This window comes from Chitinilyticum aquatile DSM 21506, from assembly GCF_000430805.1.
Lineage (GTDB): Bacteria > Pseudomonadota > Gammaproteobacteria > Burkholderiales > Chitinibacteraceae > Chitinilyticum > Chitinilyticum aquatile.
In genome coordinates this window covers 517,660-535,304 of the sequence record NZ_AUMS01000001.1, presented here as the reverse complement: position 1 = coordinate 535,304, position 17,645 = coordinate 517,660, and the positions used below count along the sequence as shown (strand labels likewise).

14 protein-coding genes are annotated in these 17,645 nt (G+C 62.1%); 6 read left to right on the top strand and 8 right to left on the bottom strand.

Features of this window, described 5'->3' with window-relative positions:
* Nucleotides 1-23 precede the first annotated feature (23 nt).
* The 5 genes from recD to H559_RS21255 all read right to left on the bottom strand — a co-directional run bounded on the left by recD (nucleotide 24) and on the right by H559_RS21255 (nucleotide 7,738).
* Nucleotides 24-2,057 carry an exodeoxyribonuclease V subunit alpha gene (gene recD / locus H559_RS0102515; RefSeq protein ID WP_051278829.1) on the bottom strand — a complete coding sequence of 678 codons (2,034 nt, stop codon included), beginning with the start codon at nucleotides 2,055-2,057 and terminating at the stop codon, nucleotides 24-26.
* Entirely contained in the window at nucleotides 2,050-5,826 is a 3,777-nt protein-coding gene (locus tag H559_RS18475; protein WP_034639334.1) for a UvrD-helicase domain-containing protein, read from the bottom strand. Before H559_RS18475 ends, recD begins: the two co-directional genes overlap by 8 nt.
* Nucleotides 5,827-5,959: 133 nt before the next feature.
* Complete coding sequence (locus H559_RS0102505; protein ID WP_155845257.1) at nucleotides 5,960-6,370, bottom strand: hypothetical protein; 411 nt, start codon at nucleotides 6,368-6,370, stop codon at nucleotides 5,960-5,962.
* A 114-nt stretch (nucleotides 6,371-6,484) separates the two neighbouring features.
* Nucleotides 6,485-6,667, bottom strand: a complete 183-nt coding sequence (locus H559_RS22100) for a hypothetical protein (protein WP_211230873.1) — start codon at nucleotides 6,665-6,667, stop codon at nucleotides 6,485-6,487.
* A 15-nt stretch (nucleotides 6,668-6,682) separates the two neighbouring features.
* Entirely contained in the window at nucleotides 6,683-7,738 is a 1,056-nt protein-coding gene (locus tag H559_RS21255; RefSeq protein WP_051278828.1) for a LacI family DNA-binding transcriptional regulator, read from the bottom strand.
* 274 nt (nucleotides 7,739-8,012) lie between these two features.
* Between H559_RS21255 and H559_RS0102490 the strand changes: the two genes are divergently transcribed.
* The 5 genes from H559_RS0102490 (at nucleotide 8,013) to H559_RS18465 (ending at nucleotide 13,654) form a co-directional block, all read left to right on the top strand.
* Nucleotides 8,013-8,957, top strand: a complete 945-nt coding sequence (locus H559_RS0102490) for an ABC transporter substrate-binding protein (protein WP_028451393.1) — start codon at nucleotides 8,013-8,015, stop codon at nucleotides 8,955-8,957.
* A gap of 133 nt (nucleotides 8,958-9,090) precedes the next feature.
* Complete coding sequence (locus tag H559_RS0102485) at nucleotides 9,091-10,596, top strand: sugar ABC transporter ATP-binding protein (protein ID WP_028451392.1); 1,506 nt, start codon at nucleotides 9,091-9,093, stop codon at nucleotides 10,594-10,596.
* Between the two features lie 28 nt (nucleotides 10,597-10,624).
* The gene (locus H559_RS0102480) at nucleotides 10,625-11,701 is read left to right on the top strand and encodes an ABC transporter permease subunit (protein ID WP_245579323.1); all 1,077 of its coding nucleotides are present in this window, start codon (nucleotides 10,625-10,627) and stop codon (nucleotides 11,699-11,701) included.
* A gap of 10 nt (nucleotides 11,702-11,711) precedes the next feature.
* Nucleotides 11,712-12,638 carry a carbohydrate kinase family protein gene (locus H559_RS0102475; protein ID WP_028451390.1) on the top strand — a complete coding sequence of 309 codons (927 nt, stop codon included), beginning with the start codon at nucleotides 11,712-11,714 and terminating at the stop codon, nucleotides 12,636-12,638.
* Nucleotides 12,626-13,654: a hypothetical protein gene (locus H559_RS18465; RefSeq protein WP_051278827.1), complete on the top strand. Its 1,029-nt coding sequence runs from the start codon at nucleotides 12,626-12,628 to the stop codon at nucleotides 13,652-13,654. The genes H559_RS0102475 and H559_RS18465 overlap by 13 nt, the downstream gene beginning before the upstream one ends.
* Nucleotides 13,655-13,735: 81 nt before the next feature.
* Here H559_RS18465 and H559_RS22890 read toward each other — a convergent pair whose 3' ends face one another.
* On the bottom strand, nucleotides 13,736-14,047 hold the full coding sequence (locus tag H559_RS22890) for a DUF2917 domain-containing protein (RefSeq protein ID WP_034639331.1): 312 nt from the start codon (nucleotides 14,045-14,047) through the stop codon (nucleotides 13,736-13,738).
* A gap of 285 nt (nucleotides 14,048-14,332) precedes the next feature.
* Here H559_RS22890 and H559_RS0102460 point away from each other — a divergent pair, with 285 nt between their 5' ends.
* The gene (locus tag H559_RS0102460) at nucleotides 14,333-15,853 is read left to right on the top strand and encodes a fumarate hydratase (RefSeq protein WP_028451389.1); all 1,521 of its coding nucleotides are present in this window, start codon (nucleotides 14,333-14,335) and stop codon (nucleotides 15,851-15,853) included.
* 436 nt (nucleotides 15,854-16,289) lie between these two features.
* Here H559_RS0102460 and H559_RS0102455 read toward each other — a convergent pair whose 3' ends face one another.
* On the bottom strand, nucleotides 16,290-17,129 hold the full coding sequence (locus tag H559_RS0102455) for an SAM-dependent methyltransferase (RefSeq protein WP_211230872.1): 840 nt from the start codon (nucleotides 17,127-17,129) through the stop codon (nucleotides 16,290-16,292).
* A 44-nt stretch (nucleotides 17,130-17,173) separates the two neighbouring features.
* Nucleotides 17,174-17,566: a VOC family protein gene (locus tag H559_RS0102450; RefSeq protein ID WP_028451387.1), complete on the bottom strand. Its 393-nt coding sequence runs from the start codon at nucleotides 17,564-17,566 to the stop codon at nucleotides 17,174-17,176.
* Nucleotides 17,567-17,645: the final 79 nt, after the last annotated feature.

Genomic DNA, 17,645 nt, shown 5'->3' with positions numbered 1-17,645 from the left:
GCAGGATGACTGTGACTGGCCTCTCAACGCCAGGCCCGGTCGAGCTGCACGCCAAGCCCGCTGCTGCGTTGCGTGACGCGGGCGATGGTTTCCGCGATCAGCGCCGGGTTCGGGCAGGCCAGCGTAAAGCGCGTTTTCGCGCGCGTAATTCCGGTGTAGAGCAGTTCACGCGTCAGCACCGGGTTGCTGCGCTCGGGCAGCACCAGCAGCGTGTGGCCGAATTCCGAGCCCTGCGACTTGTGCACCGTCATTGCCCACGCGGTTTCGATACCCGCCAGCCGCCCCGGCATGACCAGCCGTACGCCGGCGTCGGAATCATCGGGAAACGCCACGCGCAGCGTCGTGCCATTTCCCTGCGGATCGGGCAGCGCCACCGTAATCCCGATATCGCCGTTCATCAGGCGCAGCGCGTAGTCGTTGGCCTGCACCAGCACCGGCCGGCCGGCGTACCAGACGTTGTGCGCATGGGGCGGCAGCGTCAGCAAACCGGCATCGGCCAGCCATTCGGCAATACGCTGGTTCAGCCCGGCCACGCCCCACGGCCCCTGGCGCAGCGCGCACAGCACGCGGAAATCGTCAAAGCGGGTGAGGATGGTTTTCAGCCAGGCAGCCCAGTCGCTGGTCAGCCGATGGCTGCTTGTCGGGTCACCTGTCTGCCAGCACGGTGTCGCGGGCGGAGCCGTCAGCAGCTCCAGAAACGCGCGATAGCTGTCAGTAGCGGCGCCGACGAGCCCGGCCAGCTCGCCAGCTTGCGGGCTGAGTGGCAACAAGGCCAGATCGTCGCGGCTGGCATTGAGCCAGCCGAGCGCGTCTTCCGCGCGATTGGCATTGACCGCCTGTGCGAGCTGGCCGATGCCGCTGTCGCCGGCAAAGCGGCGCGATTCGCGCAGCATCACCGTCTGCTGTGCCAGCGGCGAGCCTGATCCGGCAAACTCGCCTGGCAAAGTCTGCCCGGTGGCAGTTTGCAGCCAGCCAAGCGTTGCCGTGCTATAGGCACCGGCCTGCGCCTCGCGGCACAGCTCGGAAAGCACCGCGCCGGCCTCGACCGACGCGAGCTGATCCTTGTCGCCCAGCAATACCAGCCGCGTTTCCGGCGCCAGCGCGGCAAACAGCGCCGCCGCGAGGTTGAGGTCGATCATCGACGCTTCATCGACCACCACCACATCGGCGGCCAGCGGATTTTGCGCATCATGGCGGAAATGCCGCGTGCCGGCTTGCGCGCCCAACAGGCGGTGCAGGGTTGATACATTGCTGGGTATTGCTTCCTTGACCTTTTTATCAGAGGGTAGACGGGCAATACCCTTTGCAATGGATTCGGAAAGTCGCGCCGCTGCCTTGCCGGTGGGTGCGGCCAGGCGGATTTGCAGCGGCAGGCCACCCCGCGCCGGATCCGCCAGCGCGTCAGCCTGCAGCAGGGCCAGCAGCCGCAGGACGGTCGTCGTCTTGCCGGTGCCCGGCCCGCCGGTAATAACCTGCAGGCGCGAGCGCGTGGCCAGCGCCACGGCGATGCGCTGCCAGTCGGGATTTTGCGGATTGTCGGCAAACAGCTCATCCAGTCGCGCCCGCAGGGTTGCGGTATCAACGTCAATACCGTCGCCCAGCCGCGCCGCCACACCACGCGCCACATCACGCTCCATGCGCCAGTTGCGCAGCAGATAAAGCCGCGTGCCGTCGAGCACCAGAGGGGTGGTGGTGTTGCCGTCGCCCACGCACAGCGGCTCGGCTGCAAGCGCGGCCTGCCAGCATGCGAGCGTTAGCCCGTCCAGCCACGGCGCCAGTTCCCGTGACGGAGGCTCGGACGCCTCATCCGCGCTTTCTGCCGCCAGCAGCAGGCTGTCCGGATCGGCGAGCAGACGGTCAAGCTCCAGACAAACATGCCCGCGCGCCAGCACGGCGCTGGTCAGCGCCGCAGAGAGCTGTACCAGCTCGCTGGCGCTGGCTTCGTCCTTCAGTAACTCGGCCAGCGCTAGGTCGAGGGGGGAGAGAAAGGCTATGCTGCTGAGTGCCGGGTGGTTTGCGGTGATCTGCAGCGCTTCGGTCGGTGTGATTTCAGGCATGGCTTTTCTCCGCACAAGTTTCCGGCCAGAAAATGCCGTCCAGTTCCTCAATCAGTGCCTTGGGCGGTTTCTCGAAATGCACGCCATGCCCGTGTTCAGGGTGCGCCGGGTCGAGCCCGCGCAGGAACAGGTAGACCGCGCCACCGATGTGCGTGTCGTAATCGTAATCCGCGATGCGGTGAAGAAGCAGGCGGTGCAGGGCGAGCAGGTAGAGCGTGTATTGCAGCTCGTAGCGGTGGTCTGCCACGGCGTGCCTGAGCGCGGCCGGCGCGTAGTCGGCCAGTGTGTCGCCCAGATGGTTGGATTTGTAATCGACCACGTAATAACGGCCGCCGTGTTCCAGCACCAGATCCATGAAGCCTTTGAGCATGCCCTTGAGTGAACCGGGTTCCAGCGCAGGTCGCTGAATACCCGGTAGGGTACTCGCCGTTACGATTTTATCCAGTTTGGCTGTGGGGCAATACCCTGCGGGTAGCCAGAATTCCATTTCTGGCCGCAGCGTAGCGCATTCGCCAAGGATCAGTGGTGGAGAATCGGGAAGGTGAATTGGCTGACTGACGAAACCGAGCAGCCATTCGGCGAGCCGCTCGCCCCAGTCGGCCATGCTGCGGCGCTGGCAGAATTGCTGCACCTGCTGGCGCGTGCGTTCCGGCCGCTCCAGCAGCCGCGAGAAGCCTTCATTGGCGGCCCATTCCAGCAACTCGTGCAGAAAAGTGCCGGGTGAGGCACCGCGCGGGATTTCGCGCAACAGCGACGGAATCTGCACACTGACCAGCGGCGCCTGTGTGTCGGCCAGCAGTTCGCCCATCACCGCGTGTGCGGGAATGTCGGTGGGGTTGAAAATCGCAGCCGGGGCTCGAACGCTGTCGGCAATGGTGAGCGCGCTGTAGCTGGCAATCCACCAGTTCGAGTCGATGCGCCCGCTGAAGCGGCGTACTTGGCCGGTGGCATCCGCATCGTGCCCGGGGGGCAGCGGGCAGGCGGGTGCGGGCAGCGGCTGGCAGCGGTAGTGCGAACCGAGTGCAGCAATGGCCGTGCGCACTGCATCAGGCGTATCGAGCGGGCCGCCCAGCAGGTAGCCGATGGCACTTTGCGGCAGGCCGGCATTCTTGCGGTGCAGGTAGGGGTTCAGCCCCAGCCAGCAGGCTTCGCGCGCGCGGGTCAGCGCCACATACAGGATGCGCAGCGCTTCCTGCTCTTCCGCGCTGCTGCGCTGTGCTTTCGCAAAGTCATTGGGCGCGATGTCGAGGATGGTTTCGCCATTGAAATGGTACCGCGCCGCACCCTTGCCCCCTTCGCTGAAGCCACCGATGCACGGCAGAAAGACCAGCGGATATTCCAGCCCTTTCGACTTGTGGATGGTAATCACCTGCACCAGCTGCGCATCGCTTTCCAGCCGCACGATGTGCGCATCGTTATTGGATTCGCTGTCCCTCTGTTCGGCCAGCCAGCGCAGCAGCGCGTGTTCGCCGTCGAGCTTCTCCGCCGCGCCCTGCAGGAGTTCGGCCAGATGCAGGATATTCGTGAGCATTCGTTCGCCGCCGGGCGCGGGCAAGAGGCGTGCCGGTAGCGCAAAATCAGCAATCAGTCGCGTCAGCATCGGCAGCACGCCCTGCGTCTGCCAGAGCTGGTGATAGTTGCGAAAGCGCGCCAGATCGTCTTCCCAGGCCTGCTCGTCGGTAAGCAAGCGGGCGAGCTCCGTGTCGCTGCGGCCGAGGAGTGGCGTGGCAATCGCCGCACGCACCTGTTTTTCATTGCCCGGTTCAGCAGCGGCTTGCAGCCAGCGCTGCAACTGCGCGGCTTCATCGCTATCGAACACCGAATCGCGGTCCGACAGAAATACCGAGCCCACATTCAGCGCCGCCAGTGCCGCGCGCACGCCTTGCGCTTCCTTGCGGCTGCGCACCAGCACGGCGATGTCGCCGGCTGTCAGCGGGCGGCCGTCGAGCCGCGCGCGGCCTGTGCTGGACAGCTGCAGCAGGCGCGCGATTTCGCTGGCGCAGGCGGTGTTCATTGCCTGCTGGTAGTCCTTCTGTGAATCAAGCACGTCGTCTCCCACCCAGCAGGTCAGCGCCGGCGGGATTTCGCCGTCGATCTGCAGCGTGCTGGCGCGGCCAGTGTGGCCGACCGGGCTGAAGGGCAGGGCATCGGCGTCGTCCTTGCCGCAGCGGAAGGCGCCGGCAGAAAGCTTTTCTTCGCCGTGCGCAAACAGCGCATTCACGCCTTCGATGAGCGCGTGGCTTGAGCGGAAATTGGTGCCCAGCATCCACGGTACGCCGCCGGCCTCGCGCCGCGCGCGCAGGTAGGTGTGGATGTCGCCGCCGCGGAAGGCGTAAATCGCCTGTTTCGGATCGCCAATCATCACAAAGGTCGAACCTGCTGCGCAGCCGAATTGCTGCTTGCCCTGCATCCCTGCGGGAGTGTCCTCGCTCAAGCCGGAATGATCCATTCGGTCGATTCCGGTATTCGCTGCGGTCACGCCTTGCCCTTCGCCTGCTCGCGACGGTTCGGGTGTGTTGATCCCGTACACCCGCCGGAAAATCGCATACTGCACCGGATCGGTATCCTGAAATTCGTCGATGAAGGCGACCGGGAACTGCTGGCGGATCAACCGCGCCAGCTCATCGCCGCCATCGCCTTCCAGTGCGGCGTGCAGCTTCTGCAGCAGGTCATCAAAACCCAGCAGCGCGCGCTGCGATTTGGCCTGCTCGATGTGCTGGCGCACCCAGGTAGCAGCGTGGGCGTAGAGCTGCGGCAGCGGGATATCCGGGCGGCAGGCCAGATGCGCGGCGAGCGGATTCAATACCGCAAAGGCCTTGTGCTCGGGCGGAGCCTTGTCCTTGTTCAGCTTGAAACCGCTGGCGCTGTACTTCAGCACCAGCTTGTCCGGCAGTGGCGCGGCGCCGCCCGCCCATTGCGCGAGCTGCGCCAGATCGGCGTCGAGGTTCGCCAGCTTGTACGACGCGCCATTGAGCTGCTTGCCCTCGATGGCGCTGGTGAGTGCGTGGCGGATGCCTGCCGCATCGTCCTGCCAGTGCGCCAGCCAGGTGCTGCGGGCTGCGGCTTCCCGCCTGGTGAATTCGTCCTGCCAGTTTTGCAGCGCAGCCAGCTCGGGTGCGCTGGCGTCGAGCGTGCTGCCGCCAGCCTGCCAGCGCGTTTGCGGCGGCGTGTTCAGCAGGGGCTTCAGGTGCAGCAGGAAATCATCCGGCGCGCCGGTCTTCTCGCCCAAAAGCGCAGTCAGCAGGCTCGCTGGCAGCGGGTAGAAAAACTGCCGCCAGAAATCACGCACGGCCGTGGCCAGCAGCTCGGCCTCGTCGCTATCCAGTTCGAGCTCCAGCAGGCTGCCCGATGCAAACGCGTGCTCGCGCAGCATGCGGTAGCACCAGCTGTGAATCGTCGACACCGCTGCTTCGTCCATCCAGTCCGCCGCCAGTTCCAGTTTGGCAATGGTGGCAGGGTATTGCGCTACAGGTATTTCATTTAAAAGGCTGCAGAGGAATACATCCTTTTCCGGTGCTTTCTGCTCGCGAAAAACCTGCGCCGCAGCACGGATGCGCGCGCGGATGCGCTCGGCCAGCTCCTTCGTCGCCGCGTCGGTAAACGTGACCACGAGCACCTCGGGTGGCAAACGCGCCTCGCAGCCCAGCCCCAGCATCAGGCGCACATACAGCGCGGCAATCGTGTACGTCTTCCCCGTCCCCGCACTCGCCTCGATGAGGTTCATGCCGGAGAGCGGGAAGGAGAGCAGATCAAGCGGGCGAGGGGTCATGGGCGGGTATCGCAGGGTGAGAAAATCCCGCAAAGGATTTGCGCACCGGGATTTCGGTTCAGAAACGGGCGAGTTGGTTTTTCGATGTTGGGTTTCGCTGTGCTCAACAGTATTTACATTCTTGCTATTAAATTTAGCGATTATTATCTGTTTTAACAAAATTCCATTTTTTGTTGATCAGAACCTGCTCAATATAGTTAAAATCAATCGGCTCGTATTTTTTCAAGGTTAAATTAACTAACCAACTCATCCCAAATCGCTGCAGCATGAATTTTGCATCAATAATGTATGCATCAAAGCAAGACTCAACCGGGAAAAAATTATTGAAATCAAAATCAGAAAAGTCAACGCTGAAATATTCGTGCATAACTTGAAAATCATCGGAAATATCATCACCATACATGCCAAGGTCATGCAGAAGGCGAGTCGATCCACTCCAGTTGAGTATGTCTGAAGATTGATAGCCGCAGAAATTCAAAAATTTGGTTGCATGTGGGCCAACATCGCAAAGAATTGAGTTATTGCGTGCACTCTGCCGCATCATAATTGGGTACCTCAAATCCTCGGCCTTTTCAGCGTCAACTCTTGAACCTTACAAATTAGCAGCTCGTAGGTTGGGTTGAGCGCAGCGAAGCCCAACATGCCTCCCGCGCCGATGTCATTTGCCAAATTCACCATCCATCCCCCAGTCATACCCCCAATCTTCCGGCAAGATACCCGCACGGATATAGCGGTGGATTGATGAATACGGCCAGTCACTGGCCTTGCTGACCAGACCATGTTTTACCGGATTGTGCCTGTTCCCGTCGATGCCCGGCAGGGCGGCGTCGCTGTTGCGCAACGCGCGGGCACTGCGTCAGGCGGATTCGCGGATGACCAGGCGGCCGGGGAAGCGGCGCTGGAAATGGCCGCTGCCGGCCAGCACGTCGTCATCGAGCTGCAGGCAGTCGACCGCGGCCTGGCCGATCTGGTCGATGTCCTGGTGAACAGTAGTCAGCATCGGGTCGAGGTATTCGCAGATGTCGATATTGTCATGCCCGGCGAGCAGGATGTCCTGCCCCGGGTGGCGGCCGAATTTGCGCAGAGCCTTGGCCGCGCCGATGGCGAGACGGTCGGTGGCACAGACCAGCGCGGTGGCGCCGCTTTGCGCCAGCCCGCCGCCGGCACACCAGGCCAGTACCTGCTCGTAGGCATACGCTTCGAATTGCCAGGTGATGGCCGCCGGGTTGTCGGGGATGACCACCGGCGCATGGCCGGCGGCGCGCATGGCGTTTTCATAGCCGGCCAGGCGCTCGGGGCGCGAGGGGTTGGCAACGTGTGGTGCGGCCAGATAGGCGGGAATGCTGCCGCGGCTGAGCAGGTAATTGACCGCCAGCGCGATGCTCTGGCGGTTGTCGTTCATCACGAAATGGCAGTTGTCATCGAAGGTGCTGTCGAGAAACACCATGCGCAGCTCTTGTTGCAGGCTGCGGATCAGTGGCAGGTTGGTTTGCGAATCGATGGGGGTGAAGATGATGCCGTGCACCTTCATCGCGCGCAGCGTCAACAGTGCGGCGGCTTCGCGCGCCGGGTCGTTGTTGCTGGCCTGGATCACCACCTGCTGGCCGTAATGCGCGGCCCGGCGTTCGATCACTTGCAGCACCTTGCCGAAAAAGGGCTCGCTGATGAAGGGCAGCACCACGCCGATCAGATTGCTGCGCCCCTTGACGAGGCTGACGGCGTGCATGTCCGGCACATACTGCAGTTCGCGGCAGGCGCGCTCGATGCGCTCGCGCGTGGCGGGCTTGAGGCTTTCGCTGCCGTTGAAATACTTGCTGACGGTGGCGCGCGACAGGCCGGCGGCCAGCGCCACATCGTTCATCGTGGCATTGCCGCCCAGCGGCAGGGCGGCAGGGGCTTCATCCTGGTGCATGGCTTGATCTCTACACGTGTAGAGACAGCATAAGCGCAAATGCCGGTTTTGCCTATTGCTGCGCGCAGTGCGCACTTGATGCAGGTCAGTCAAGTCATTGAGTGCACTACAATAAACACCTTATACCGTTTGTCAGCTCCTTTTTGGTGCACCTTGCCTTGTGGAAATTTACACGTGTAAATTACCAACAAGCGGAACAAAACAGCAAACCGCTGCTGTGGCAAAACCGGCAAGCCGGTGCCACACATTCATCGACAAGGATTAGGAGTCCGACATGCGTATCACTGCAACCCTGCTGGCCACCCTGTGTGCCACCTCGCTGACCCTGCCGGCCATGGCCGCGCCGCGCCAGCTCAAGACCATCGGCGTGACCGTGGGTGACCTGGCCAACCCCTTCTTTGTTGCCATCGGCAAAGGTGCGCAGGATTCGGCCAACAAGGTCTCCGGCGGCAATGTGAAGGTGACGACTGTCTCGAGCAAGTACGACCTCAATACGCAGGTTGGCCAGATCGAAAACTTCATCGCCAACAAGACCGACATGATCATCGTGAATGCGGCCGATCCGAAGGGCATCGCCCCGGCGCTGAAAAAGGCGCGTGATGCCGGCATCGTCGTGCTGGCCGTGGACGTGGGCGCCGAAGGGGCCGACATCACCGTGATGTCGGACAACGTGATGGCCGGGGTCGAGTCCTGCAAGTACATGGCCGAGCAGATCAAGGGCAAGGGCAATGTGGTGATCGTGAACGGCCCGCCGGTCACCTCTGTCATCGACCGCGTGAACGGCTGCAAGAAGGTGCTGGCCGGCTATCCGGGCATCAAGGTGCTGTCGCAGAACCAGGATGCCAAGGGCAGCCGTGACGGCGGCATGGAAGTGATGGCCAATCTGCTCACCGCCTATCCGAAGATCGACGCCGTGTTTGCCATCAACGACCCGTCCGCCATCGGCGCCGAGCTGGCCGTGAAGCAGGCCGCCCGCAGCGATGTGAAGCTGATTGCCTCGGTCGATGGCGCGCCGGATGCCGAAGTGGCGCTGAAGGACAAGAGCAGCCTCTTTGCCGTCTCCACTGCGCAGAACCCCTACAAGATGGCCTCCGTCGCCGTGCAGATGGGTTATGAGCTGATGCAGGGCAAGAAGCCGGCACAGACGACCGTGTTGCTGGCTACCCCGCCGATCACCAAGGCCAATGTCGCCAGTTACAAGGGCTGGACGAAGAACTGAGCGATGCCTCGATCAGGCAGGTATTGATACTTGATGGTGTATCAGGCTGCAGCCTATTTATATGAATGGCTGCAGGCTGATACCCGGGTTCTGATTGTGCCGCTGCGGTATTCCCGGTGGCCAGGAGAATGCAATGAGCCAGATCGTTCTGGAAATGAGCGGCATCTGCAAGCGCTTCGGTGCGACCAGGGCGCTCGACCAGGTGCAGCTGCAGGCGCGCAGCCATGAAATCCTCGCGCTGATGGGCGAAAACGGCGCTGGGAAAAGCACGCTGATGAAGGTGCTCTCCGGCGTGTACCAGCCCGACGCCGGCGAAATCCGCCTTGGTGGTGAGGCGATCCGCGTGCACTCGCCGCTTGATGCCCGCAAGGCCGGCATCAACCTGATCTATCAGGAGCTGTCTGTCGCGCCGCACATGACGGTGGCGCAGAACGTGTTCATGGGCAGTGAGCCGCGCGGCAGCTTTGGCCGGGTTGACCAGAAGGCCATGCGCGAACGCACGCAGGCCGTGCTCGACAGCCTCGGCGCGCGTTTCAGCCCCGATGTGCTGGCAGGTAGCCTGTGCATAGCCGACCAGCAGCAGGTGGAAATTGCCCGCTCGCTGATCCACAAGAGCCGCGTGCTCATCATGGACGAGCCGACCGCCGCGCTGTCCGATCGCGAAACCGAGCGCCTGTTCGAGGTGATCCGCAAGCTGCGTTCGGATGGCATCGCCATCATCTACATCAGCCACCGCATGGCTGAAATGACCGAGCTGGCCGACCGCGTTACCGTGATGCGCGATGGCGGCTATGTCGGCACGCTGGAGCGCAGCGAGGCCAAGCCCGATCGCGTGATCCAGATGATGGTGGGCCGCCCGCTGGGCGACTTTTACCAGCACAAGAACGGGCGCACGCCGGGCGCGGTGCGCCTCGAAGTCCGCAATCTGGCCAGCCGCAAGATTCGTGATGCCTCGTTTGCGGTGCGCAGCGGCGAAGTGCTGGGGCTGGCGGGCCTCGTTGGCGCCGGGCGCACTGAACTCGCTCGGCTGATTTTCGGCGCTGATCGCGCGCAGGGCGGCCAAATCCTGATCGATGGCGAGCCGGTGAATATCCGCGAGCCGCTCGACGCCATCCGGCGCGGGATCGCCTACGTGCCGGAAGACCGCAAGGGGCAGGGGCTATTCCTGCAGCTCTCGGCGCTGGCGAACACCAGCATGAACGTGCTGGCGCAAAATGCGCGCGGTGGCGTGCTGCAGCACAAGGCGCTGAGGAAGCTCACCGAAGACGCAATCAGACAGCTGGCGGTGAAGGTGCCGGGGCCGGATGGCATCGTCGGCGGCCTCTCGGGTGGTAACCAGCAGAAACTGCTGCTGGCGCGCTGGCTGGCGATCAGGCCGCGCGTGCTGATCCTGGACGAGCCTACGCGCGGGGTGGACATCGGTGCCAAGAGCGAGATCTACCGCATCATCCACGAACTGGCGATGAGCGGCGTGGCGGTGATCTGCATTTCCAGCGAGCTGCCCGAGGTCATCGGCATTTGCGACCGCGTGCTGGTCATGCGCGAAGGGCATATCAACGGCGAGCTGTCGGGTGATGCCGTCAGCCAGGAAGCCATCATGGCATTGGCGATCCAGTCGCCGGTCGCCACCGTGCAGTAAACGGCAAAACGCTGAGGAGTAACAAATAATGAACCAACTCTTTGCCCGTCTGGGCCTGATCAAGAGCGCGATGCCGGCTGCCGCCACGCTGCAGTCGCCCGCGCCGAACCGCCCTGTGGAGCCCGCCATGAATGCATTGTCGGCACGCGAAATGTTCAACAGGGTCGGCATGCTGCCCGTGCTGATCATGATGTACATCGCCTTCTACTTCCTCACCCGCTATTTCAGCGAGGATGGCGTATCGAATTTCATGAGCATGGCCAACAGCATGAACATCCTGCGCCAGACGTCGATCAACCTTGTGCTGGCCTGCGGGATGACCTTTGTCATCCTCACCGCCGGCATCGACCTCTCGGTCGGCTCAGTCCTGGCTGTGGCCGCCGTGCTGGGCATGATGACCTCGCTGCCGCAGAATTTCCCGCACCTGGCACTGCCGGTGTTTCTGATTGCCGGGCTCTTGATGGGCATGCTCAACGGCGTGATGGTGGCGGGTTTCAAGATCAACCCCTTTGTGGTGACGCTGGGCACGATGACGGCCCTGCGCGGCGCGGCCTATCTGTTTGCCGACGGCACGACCATCCTGAACCGGGACATTCCGAGCTTCGAATGGCTGGGCAATGGCGACTTTCTGGGTATTCCGTGGCTGATCTGGATCGCCGCCGCGGTTGTGCTGATTTCCTGGTTCATCCTGCGCCACACCGTGCTCGGCCTGCATCTGTATGCGGTCGGCGGCAATCCGCAGGCGGCGCGGCTGACCGGCATCAAGGTGGGCGCGGTGCTGATGTTCGCGTATTCGATCAGCGGGCTCTTCGCCGGCGTCGGCGGTGCGATGAGTGCATCGCGGCTCTATGGCGCCAACGGCAACTGGGGCAGCGGCTACGAGCTGGACGCAATTGCGGCGGTGGTGCTGGGCGGCACCAGCCTGATGGGCGGTGTGGGTACGATCTGGGGTACCGTGATCGGCGCGCTGATCATCGGTGTGCTCAACAACGGCCTGACCATTCTCGGCCTGTCGTCCTTCTGGCAGTACGTTGCCAAGGGTGTGGTCATCGTGCTTGCCGTGATGCTCGACAAGTGGCGCCAGCAGCAAGCCAGCACCAACTGAGGCCGACATCATGAACAAGCAAACCCTGCCGCGCTGCGTGGTGTTCGGCGAAGCGCTGACCGACTTCATCCTGCAAAAGGACGGCCGCTGGCTTGCCCAGCCGGGCGGCGCCTGCTGGAACGTGGCGCGTGTTGTTGCCCGCCAGGGCGCCAGCACCGGCTTTGCCGGCGCCGTCAGCAGCGATTTGTTCGGCCAGCAGCTGTTCGACGAGGCTGCTGCTGCCGGCATCGATACGCGCTTCATGCAGCAGTTGCCGTATTCGCCCCTGCTGGCGATGGTGCCCTCCGGCAACCCGCCGCAGTATTTCTTCGTGGGTGACGACAGTGCCGATTTACATTTCGATCCGGCTGCATTGCCGGTCGGCTGGCGTGATGCGGCCTCGGTGCTGCATTTCGGCTGCATCAGCCTCGCCCGTCAGCCGCTTGCCGGGGTATTGCTCGCTGAAGCTTGCAACGCAAAGGCTGCAGGCAAATACATTGCCTTTGATCCGAACTGGCGCATTGCCATGCAGCATCCGACCTATCGCGGCACGATGGTGGTGATGTGCAAGCTGGCCGATTTCATCAAGGTGTCCGACGAAGACCTGCACGGCATGTTTCCGGGGCTGTCGGTTCCGGCTGCACTGGCCGAGTTGCGCGCGCTGGCACCGCTGGCGACCATTCTGCTTACGCGTGGTGCCGAGGGCATGATGCTGTTTGACCGCAGCGGGCTCTGGGAGCAGTCCTCGCTGCCGGTGCACGTCGCCGATACGGTGGGCTGCGGCGATGCCGTGATGGGGACCTGGCTGGCGCAGCGGATTCTGGCGCCCGATGCCGAGCCGCGTTCTGTACTGCAGCGGGCCGCTGCCTGTGCCGCGCTGGTGGCAGGGCGGGCTGGCGCCTATGCGCCGACAGCGGCCGAGCTGCAGAGCCCGGAGCCCGAATCATGTCCGGCCTGAGCTGCGTGGCGCAGGACGTGATCCGCGACGCCGGCTGGCGGGTGGACTGGGCGCACGGCTCGGCGCGAGTCAGTGCGCTGGGCGGCATGCTGGGGCCGGTGGATTTTCGCCTGCCGGGCGGGCGGATTTTCCAGCCCTTCTATCAGGCGCCCTGGCAGCCCGATCCGGCCTTGCCGCCGATTTTGCAGCAGATGCACGGCGAATGGCCTTGCGTGCCGTTTACGCGCAATCAGGCACCCGAGCAGCTGCCGCCGGGCTGGCGCGAGCTGCCGGGCAATGCGCCGCAGCGCAGCAGCGAGATTCACGGCGCCGGCGCCAATCGCTACTGGCAGGCCATCGAGCAAGCTGCCGGATGCCTGCTGCTGGAGCTGCACTATCCCGAAGATTCGCCCATTGTCTGGTTGCGGCGCGAAATCAGCGCCGATCCGCATGCTGCGCGCGTACTGATCAGCCTGGAAATCATGCCGCGTGCCACGCTGCAGCTGCCCATTGCGCTGCACCCCACGTTTCGCATGGCCGGCAATCCGGGCAGCATGCGGCTGGACATGGGCACTTACCGCAGCGTGCACACCTATCCGCTGCCTTTCGAGCAAGCCTCGCGCCTGCCGCCCGGTGTATCGGCTGCCCGGCTGGAAGCCTTGCCCGCAGTAAATGGCACTCTCGACCTGACGCGGCTGCCTCTGCCGGGGCAGACCGAGGAGCTGGTGCAGGTGAAGGATTGCAGCGGGCAGGCCAGGCTGGATTACCTGTCGTCCGGTGTGCGGGTGGTGCTGGACTGGGATGCCGCGCAGTTGCCGGATTGCGTGCTGTGGGTCAGCAATGGCGGGCGCTCGCACGCCCCCTGGTTGGGACGCAATTATGCGCTGGGCATCGAACCGGTGAATGGCCTGTTCGAACTGGGGGGCGTGGCCGAGCCTGAATCCGGGCACCCGCTGGCGCAGCGCCGGGGTATTGCCTTGCAGCAGGGTATTGCCTTGAAGCTCAATTACAGTATTGGTGTTGAGCTTATACCCTGATTGCTATTGAAATGGCACGCAGCAAAAAGCCCGGCCGGAATGACTTAACGTCATCCGGGCCGGGCTTTTCGTTTTGCGTGCTTAGTGTGCGTGGCGGCCGAAGAAAGGCAGCGCGGTGCGGGCTTGCTGCAGGCTTTCGCGCATGATGCTGGCGAACTGGCGCAGCAGCGCGAACTGCTGGGCATAGCGGGTATGCAGCGTATAGCTGCTGTCCTCCAGCGATTGCATCACCACCGGCGCATCCGCCTGGACGAGCCAGCTTTCGTTTTTCTGCAGCACGATGTCCTCGCCACCGGCAGTCAGCCACAGCTGACCATGATGACATTCGATGCGGCAACCCTGTGCGTTCTGCAAGGTGAGCAGATGATCCTGCAAGAGATGTGAGCCGGACATGATGGCCTCCGTGAAAAATATGTTATCCGATGCAACACATCTTATGCTTTCGCGACAAGAAATATCAGCTACAGGGCATAACAGTTTCGGGGAATCCACCATAACAGTGTAGTGTACTGTTATGGCATATTTTGCAAAACTGTTATGGTGTTTGGGGTGCGCCCGGTTTGCCCGAGCAATTTGCCACGCCATCGGCCCCGCTGCAGCCCGCATGCTAGAATCGCGCGTATGAACGCTAGGGCTGCACGCCCGGGCGGATCAGCAAAACAATACCGAGGAGTCCACATGGCCAGCATCAAGCAGGAAGACCTGATTGCGAGCATCGCCGATGCGCTGCAGTACATCAGCTATTACCACCCGAAAGACTATATCCAGGCGCTGGGCAAAGCCTATGAAGCCGAGGAAAGCCCGGCCGCCAAGGATGCGATTGCACAAATCCTGACCAATAGCCGCATGTGTGCCGAAGGCCATCGCCCGATCTGCCAGGACACCGGCATCGTGGACTGTTTTGTGCGCGTTGGCATGAATGTGCAGTGGGCCGACGCGACGATGAGCGTGACGGACATGATCAATGAAGGCGTGCGCCGCGCCTACCTGCACCCGGACAACAAGCTGCGCGCTTCCGTTCTGCTCGACCCGGCTGGCAAGCGCCAGAATACGAAAGACAACACCCCGGCGGTGATCAACTACGAAATCGTCGCCGGTGACACGGTGGAAATCGACATCGCGGCCAAGGGCGGCGGTTCGGAAAACAAGTCCAAGTTCGTGATGCTCAACCCGTCCGATTCCATCGTTGACTGGGTGCTCAAGACCGTCCCGACCATGGGTGCCGGCTGGTGCCCGCCGGGCATGCTCGGCATCGGCATTGGCGGTACCGCCGAAAAGGCCATGGTGATGGCCAAGGAAGCGCTGATGGACGAGATCGACATCCACGAGCTGATCGCCCGTGGCCCGCAGAACCGCGTCGAAGAGCTGCGCATCGAGCTGTATGAAAAAGTGAACGCGCTGGGCATCGGCGCACAGGGCCTGGGCGGCCTCGCCACCGTGCTCGACGTGAAAATCAAGGATTTTCCCACGCACGCCGCCAGCCTGCCGGTGGCGATGATTCCGAACTGTGCTGCTACGCGCCACGTGCACTTTATTCTGGACGGTTCCGGCCCAGCGCAACTGGAAGTGCCGAAGCTGGAAGACTGGCCGGATGTGCACTGGCATGCCAGCGAACAATCGCTGCGCGTTGACCTGAACACCGTTACCCGCGAGGACGTGGCCAGCTGGAAGCCCGGCCAGACGCTGCTCTTGAACGGCAAGATGCTCACCGGCCGCGACGCCGCACACAAGCGCATCGTCGACATGCTGAACAAGGGCGAAAAGCTGCCGGTGGATTTCACCAACCGCTTCATCTATTACGTTGGCCCGGTCGATCCGGTGCGCGACGAAGTCGTCGGCCCGGCTGGCCCCACCACCGCCACGCGCATGGACAAGTTCACCGACCAGGTGCTGGAACAGACCGGCCTGCTCGGCATGATCGGCAAGGCCGAGCGCGGCGCAGCCGCCTGTGAGTCGATCAAAAAGCACCAGTCCGTCTACCTGATGGCGGTGGGCGGAGCCGCCTACCTGGTCTCGAAAGCCATCAAGGCCAGCAAGGTTGTCGGTTTTGACGACCTCGGCATGGAAGCCATTTACGAGTTCGACGTGGTCGACATGCCGGTGACGGTGGCGGTGGACAGCAAGGGCACTTCGGTGCACGCGATTGCACCGAAGGAATGGCAGGCCAGGATTGGCAAGATACCATTGACGACGGTGTAAATTTGTTTTTTCAAAAAAGCCCTGGCGTTGCCAGGGCTTTTTTGTGGTTGTCATTCATTTAATGAAATACTATTTTCGATGCCGAAAAAGCAAATAATAAATACGATGTATAGGCAAACGGCGGAAAGTAGATGTAGTAGGCACAAGAAGTTAAGAATGTAATCCTTTTCGTCAAGGAATTCGAAATATATCAAGAATTGGAATAACTTCTTCCTGCCTCCTTCATGGTAGCCAATCCCGAAGCGTGGTTTATCAAGTCGTTCGTAAACGGGGGGTATGAAATTTCTTTAATCGCTGAATAATGATGAAATCGAAGATAAATAAGAATAGCGCATTGACAATAAATGCATTGACCATGTCATTTTTCATTGTGGAACCGCCATATGGCCGGCACTGCGGCAAGTACGATTGGCATAATGTAATTGTGCGTATGCAATTAGCGCTGCATCAGCGCGAATACTCCCCAGCCCAGATATTCCCGAATGTAAGCAGCATAGCGCTCCGGCCTGGTTGCCAGACGAGTGCGAATCTCCTCTGCCAATTCGTCGTCGGGATTGGCGTCCAGCCAGCGGCGCAGGGTAAGCCATTGGGCTGCCTCGTATCTATCCCAGCTATCCTGATTTGCCAGCACCATTTCCACGACGTCGTAGCCAAGATGGCTAAACGAAGCAAGCAGCGCGGGCAGCGTCAAAAATTCTGCTATCGATTCGGCAAGACAGGCTTGGGCAATGTCTTCCGTTGCCGGTAGCTGTCGCCAGTAAGGTTCGCCGATGAGGATGATCCCGCCGGGGCGCAGGCTTTGGGCCAGCAGTTTGATCGTGCCTGCGACGCCTCCGCCAATCCAGGTGGCGCCCAGGCAAGCAGCTACATCTACCTTGTCTGCCGAGACATAAGCAGCTGCGTCGGCATGGATGAAGTTGACTTGATGCGCGACGCCGAGAGCTTCAGCACGTTGCCTTGCCTGTTCAGAGAACAATCGGCTGAGGTCGACGCCGGTTCCGGTGATGCCGTGATCGCGAGCCCAGGTGCACAGCATTTCGCCCGAGCCGCTGGCAAGATCGAGCACCCGGCTTCCCGCTTCCAGATGCAAGGCAGCGCCAAGCGTGGCGAGTTTGTCAGGGGTAAACGGATTATGAATGCGGTGTGCGCTTTCACTGATATTGAAAATGCGTGGTATGTCCAACACCAAACTCCTTGAAGGAGAAATATCCGTTGTCGACTGTTTTGCAATGCCGCGTGCGTATTTCCTGATTTTCGCTTGCGGGCAGGTTTTCAAACCAGCACCCTGGCCATTTTGCAGTGCTTTCTAGTTCACTCGCACTACGGTGCCTCGCTCCCATGAAACACCGCCTCGATATTGTAGCCATCGGGGTCGAGCACAAAGGCGGCGTAGTAGCGCGGGTGGTAGTGCGGGCGCAGGCCGGGCCCGCCGTTATCCGAACCACCGGCTGCCAGCGCGGCTGCGTGGAAGGCTTGTACTTCCGCTTCGCTGCGGGCGCGAAAGGCGATGTGGGTGCGCGGGGTGGCAGGGGTGCCCTGGCTGATCCAGAAATCGCCACCAGGGTCATCGCCGCTGGCGGCAGTGTCGTCGCCAAAGCCGATGGCCTGCGGAAATTCGAGGCGGATGGTGTAGCCGAGCGCGGCCAGGGTTTGCAGGTAGAAGGTCTTGCTGCGGGCAAGATCGCTGACAGTGAAGCCGGTGTGGTCGATCATGGCGTTTCCCGGTTTTGCTGGCGCAGTTCGCGCGGGGCGAATCGCGCAGCCTTGTCACATGCATGCCGCCTGGCCTGTG

Excerpts from the sequence above, each read along its gene's own strand:
- recD (WP_051278829.1), bottom strand. The coding sequence starts at position 2,057 with ATGCCTGAAATCACACCGACCGAAGCGCTGCAGATCACCGCAAACCAC.
- H559_RS18475 (WP_034639334.1), bottom strand. The coding sequence starts at position 5,826 with ATGACCCCTCGCCCGCTTGATCTGCTCTCCTTCCCGCTCTCCGGCATG.
- H559_RS0102505 (WP_155845257.1), bottom strand. The coding sequence starts at position 6,370 with ATGATGCGGCAGAGTGCACGCAATAACTCAATTCTTTGCGATGTTGGC.
- H559_RS21255 (WP_051278828.1), bottom strand. The coding sequence starts at position 7,738 with ATGCACCAGGATGAAGCCCCTGCCGCCCTGCCGCTGGGCGGCAATGCC.
- H559_RS0102490 (WP_028451393.1), top strand. The coding sequence starts at position 8,013 with ATGCGTATCACTGCAACCCTGCTGGCCACCCTGTGTGCCACCTCGCTG.
- H559_RS0102485 (WP_028451392.1), top strand. The coding sequence starts at position 9,091 with ATGAGCCAGATCGTTCTGGAAATGAGCGGCATCTGCAAGCGCTTCGGT.
- H559_RS0102480 (WP_245579323.1), top strand. The coding sequence starts at position 10,625 with ATGAACCAACTCTTTGCCCGTCTGGGCCTGATCAAGAGCGCGATGCCG.
- H559_RS0102475 (WP_028451390.1), top strand. The coding sequence starts at position 11,712 with ATGAACAAGCAAACCCTGCCGCGCTGCGTGGTGTTCGGCGAAGCGCTG.
- H559_RS18465 (WP_051278827.1), top strand. The coding sequence starts at position 12,626 with ATGTCCGGCCTGAGCTGCGTGGCGCAGGACGTGATCCGCGACGCCGGC.
- H559_RS22890 (WP_034639331.1), bottom strand. The coding sequence starts at position 14,047 with ATGTCCGGCTCACATCTCTTGCAGGATCATCTGCTCACCTTGCAGAAC.
- H559_RS0102460 (WP_028451389.1), top strand. The coding sequence starts at position 14,333 with ATGGCCAGCATCAAGCAGGAAGACCTGATTGCGAGCATCGCCGATGCG.
- H559_RS0102450 (WP_028451387.1), bottom strand. The coding sequence starts at position 17,566 with ATGATCGACCACACCGGCTTCACTGTCAGCGATCTTGCCCGCAGCAAG.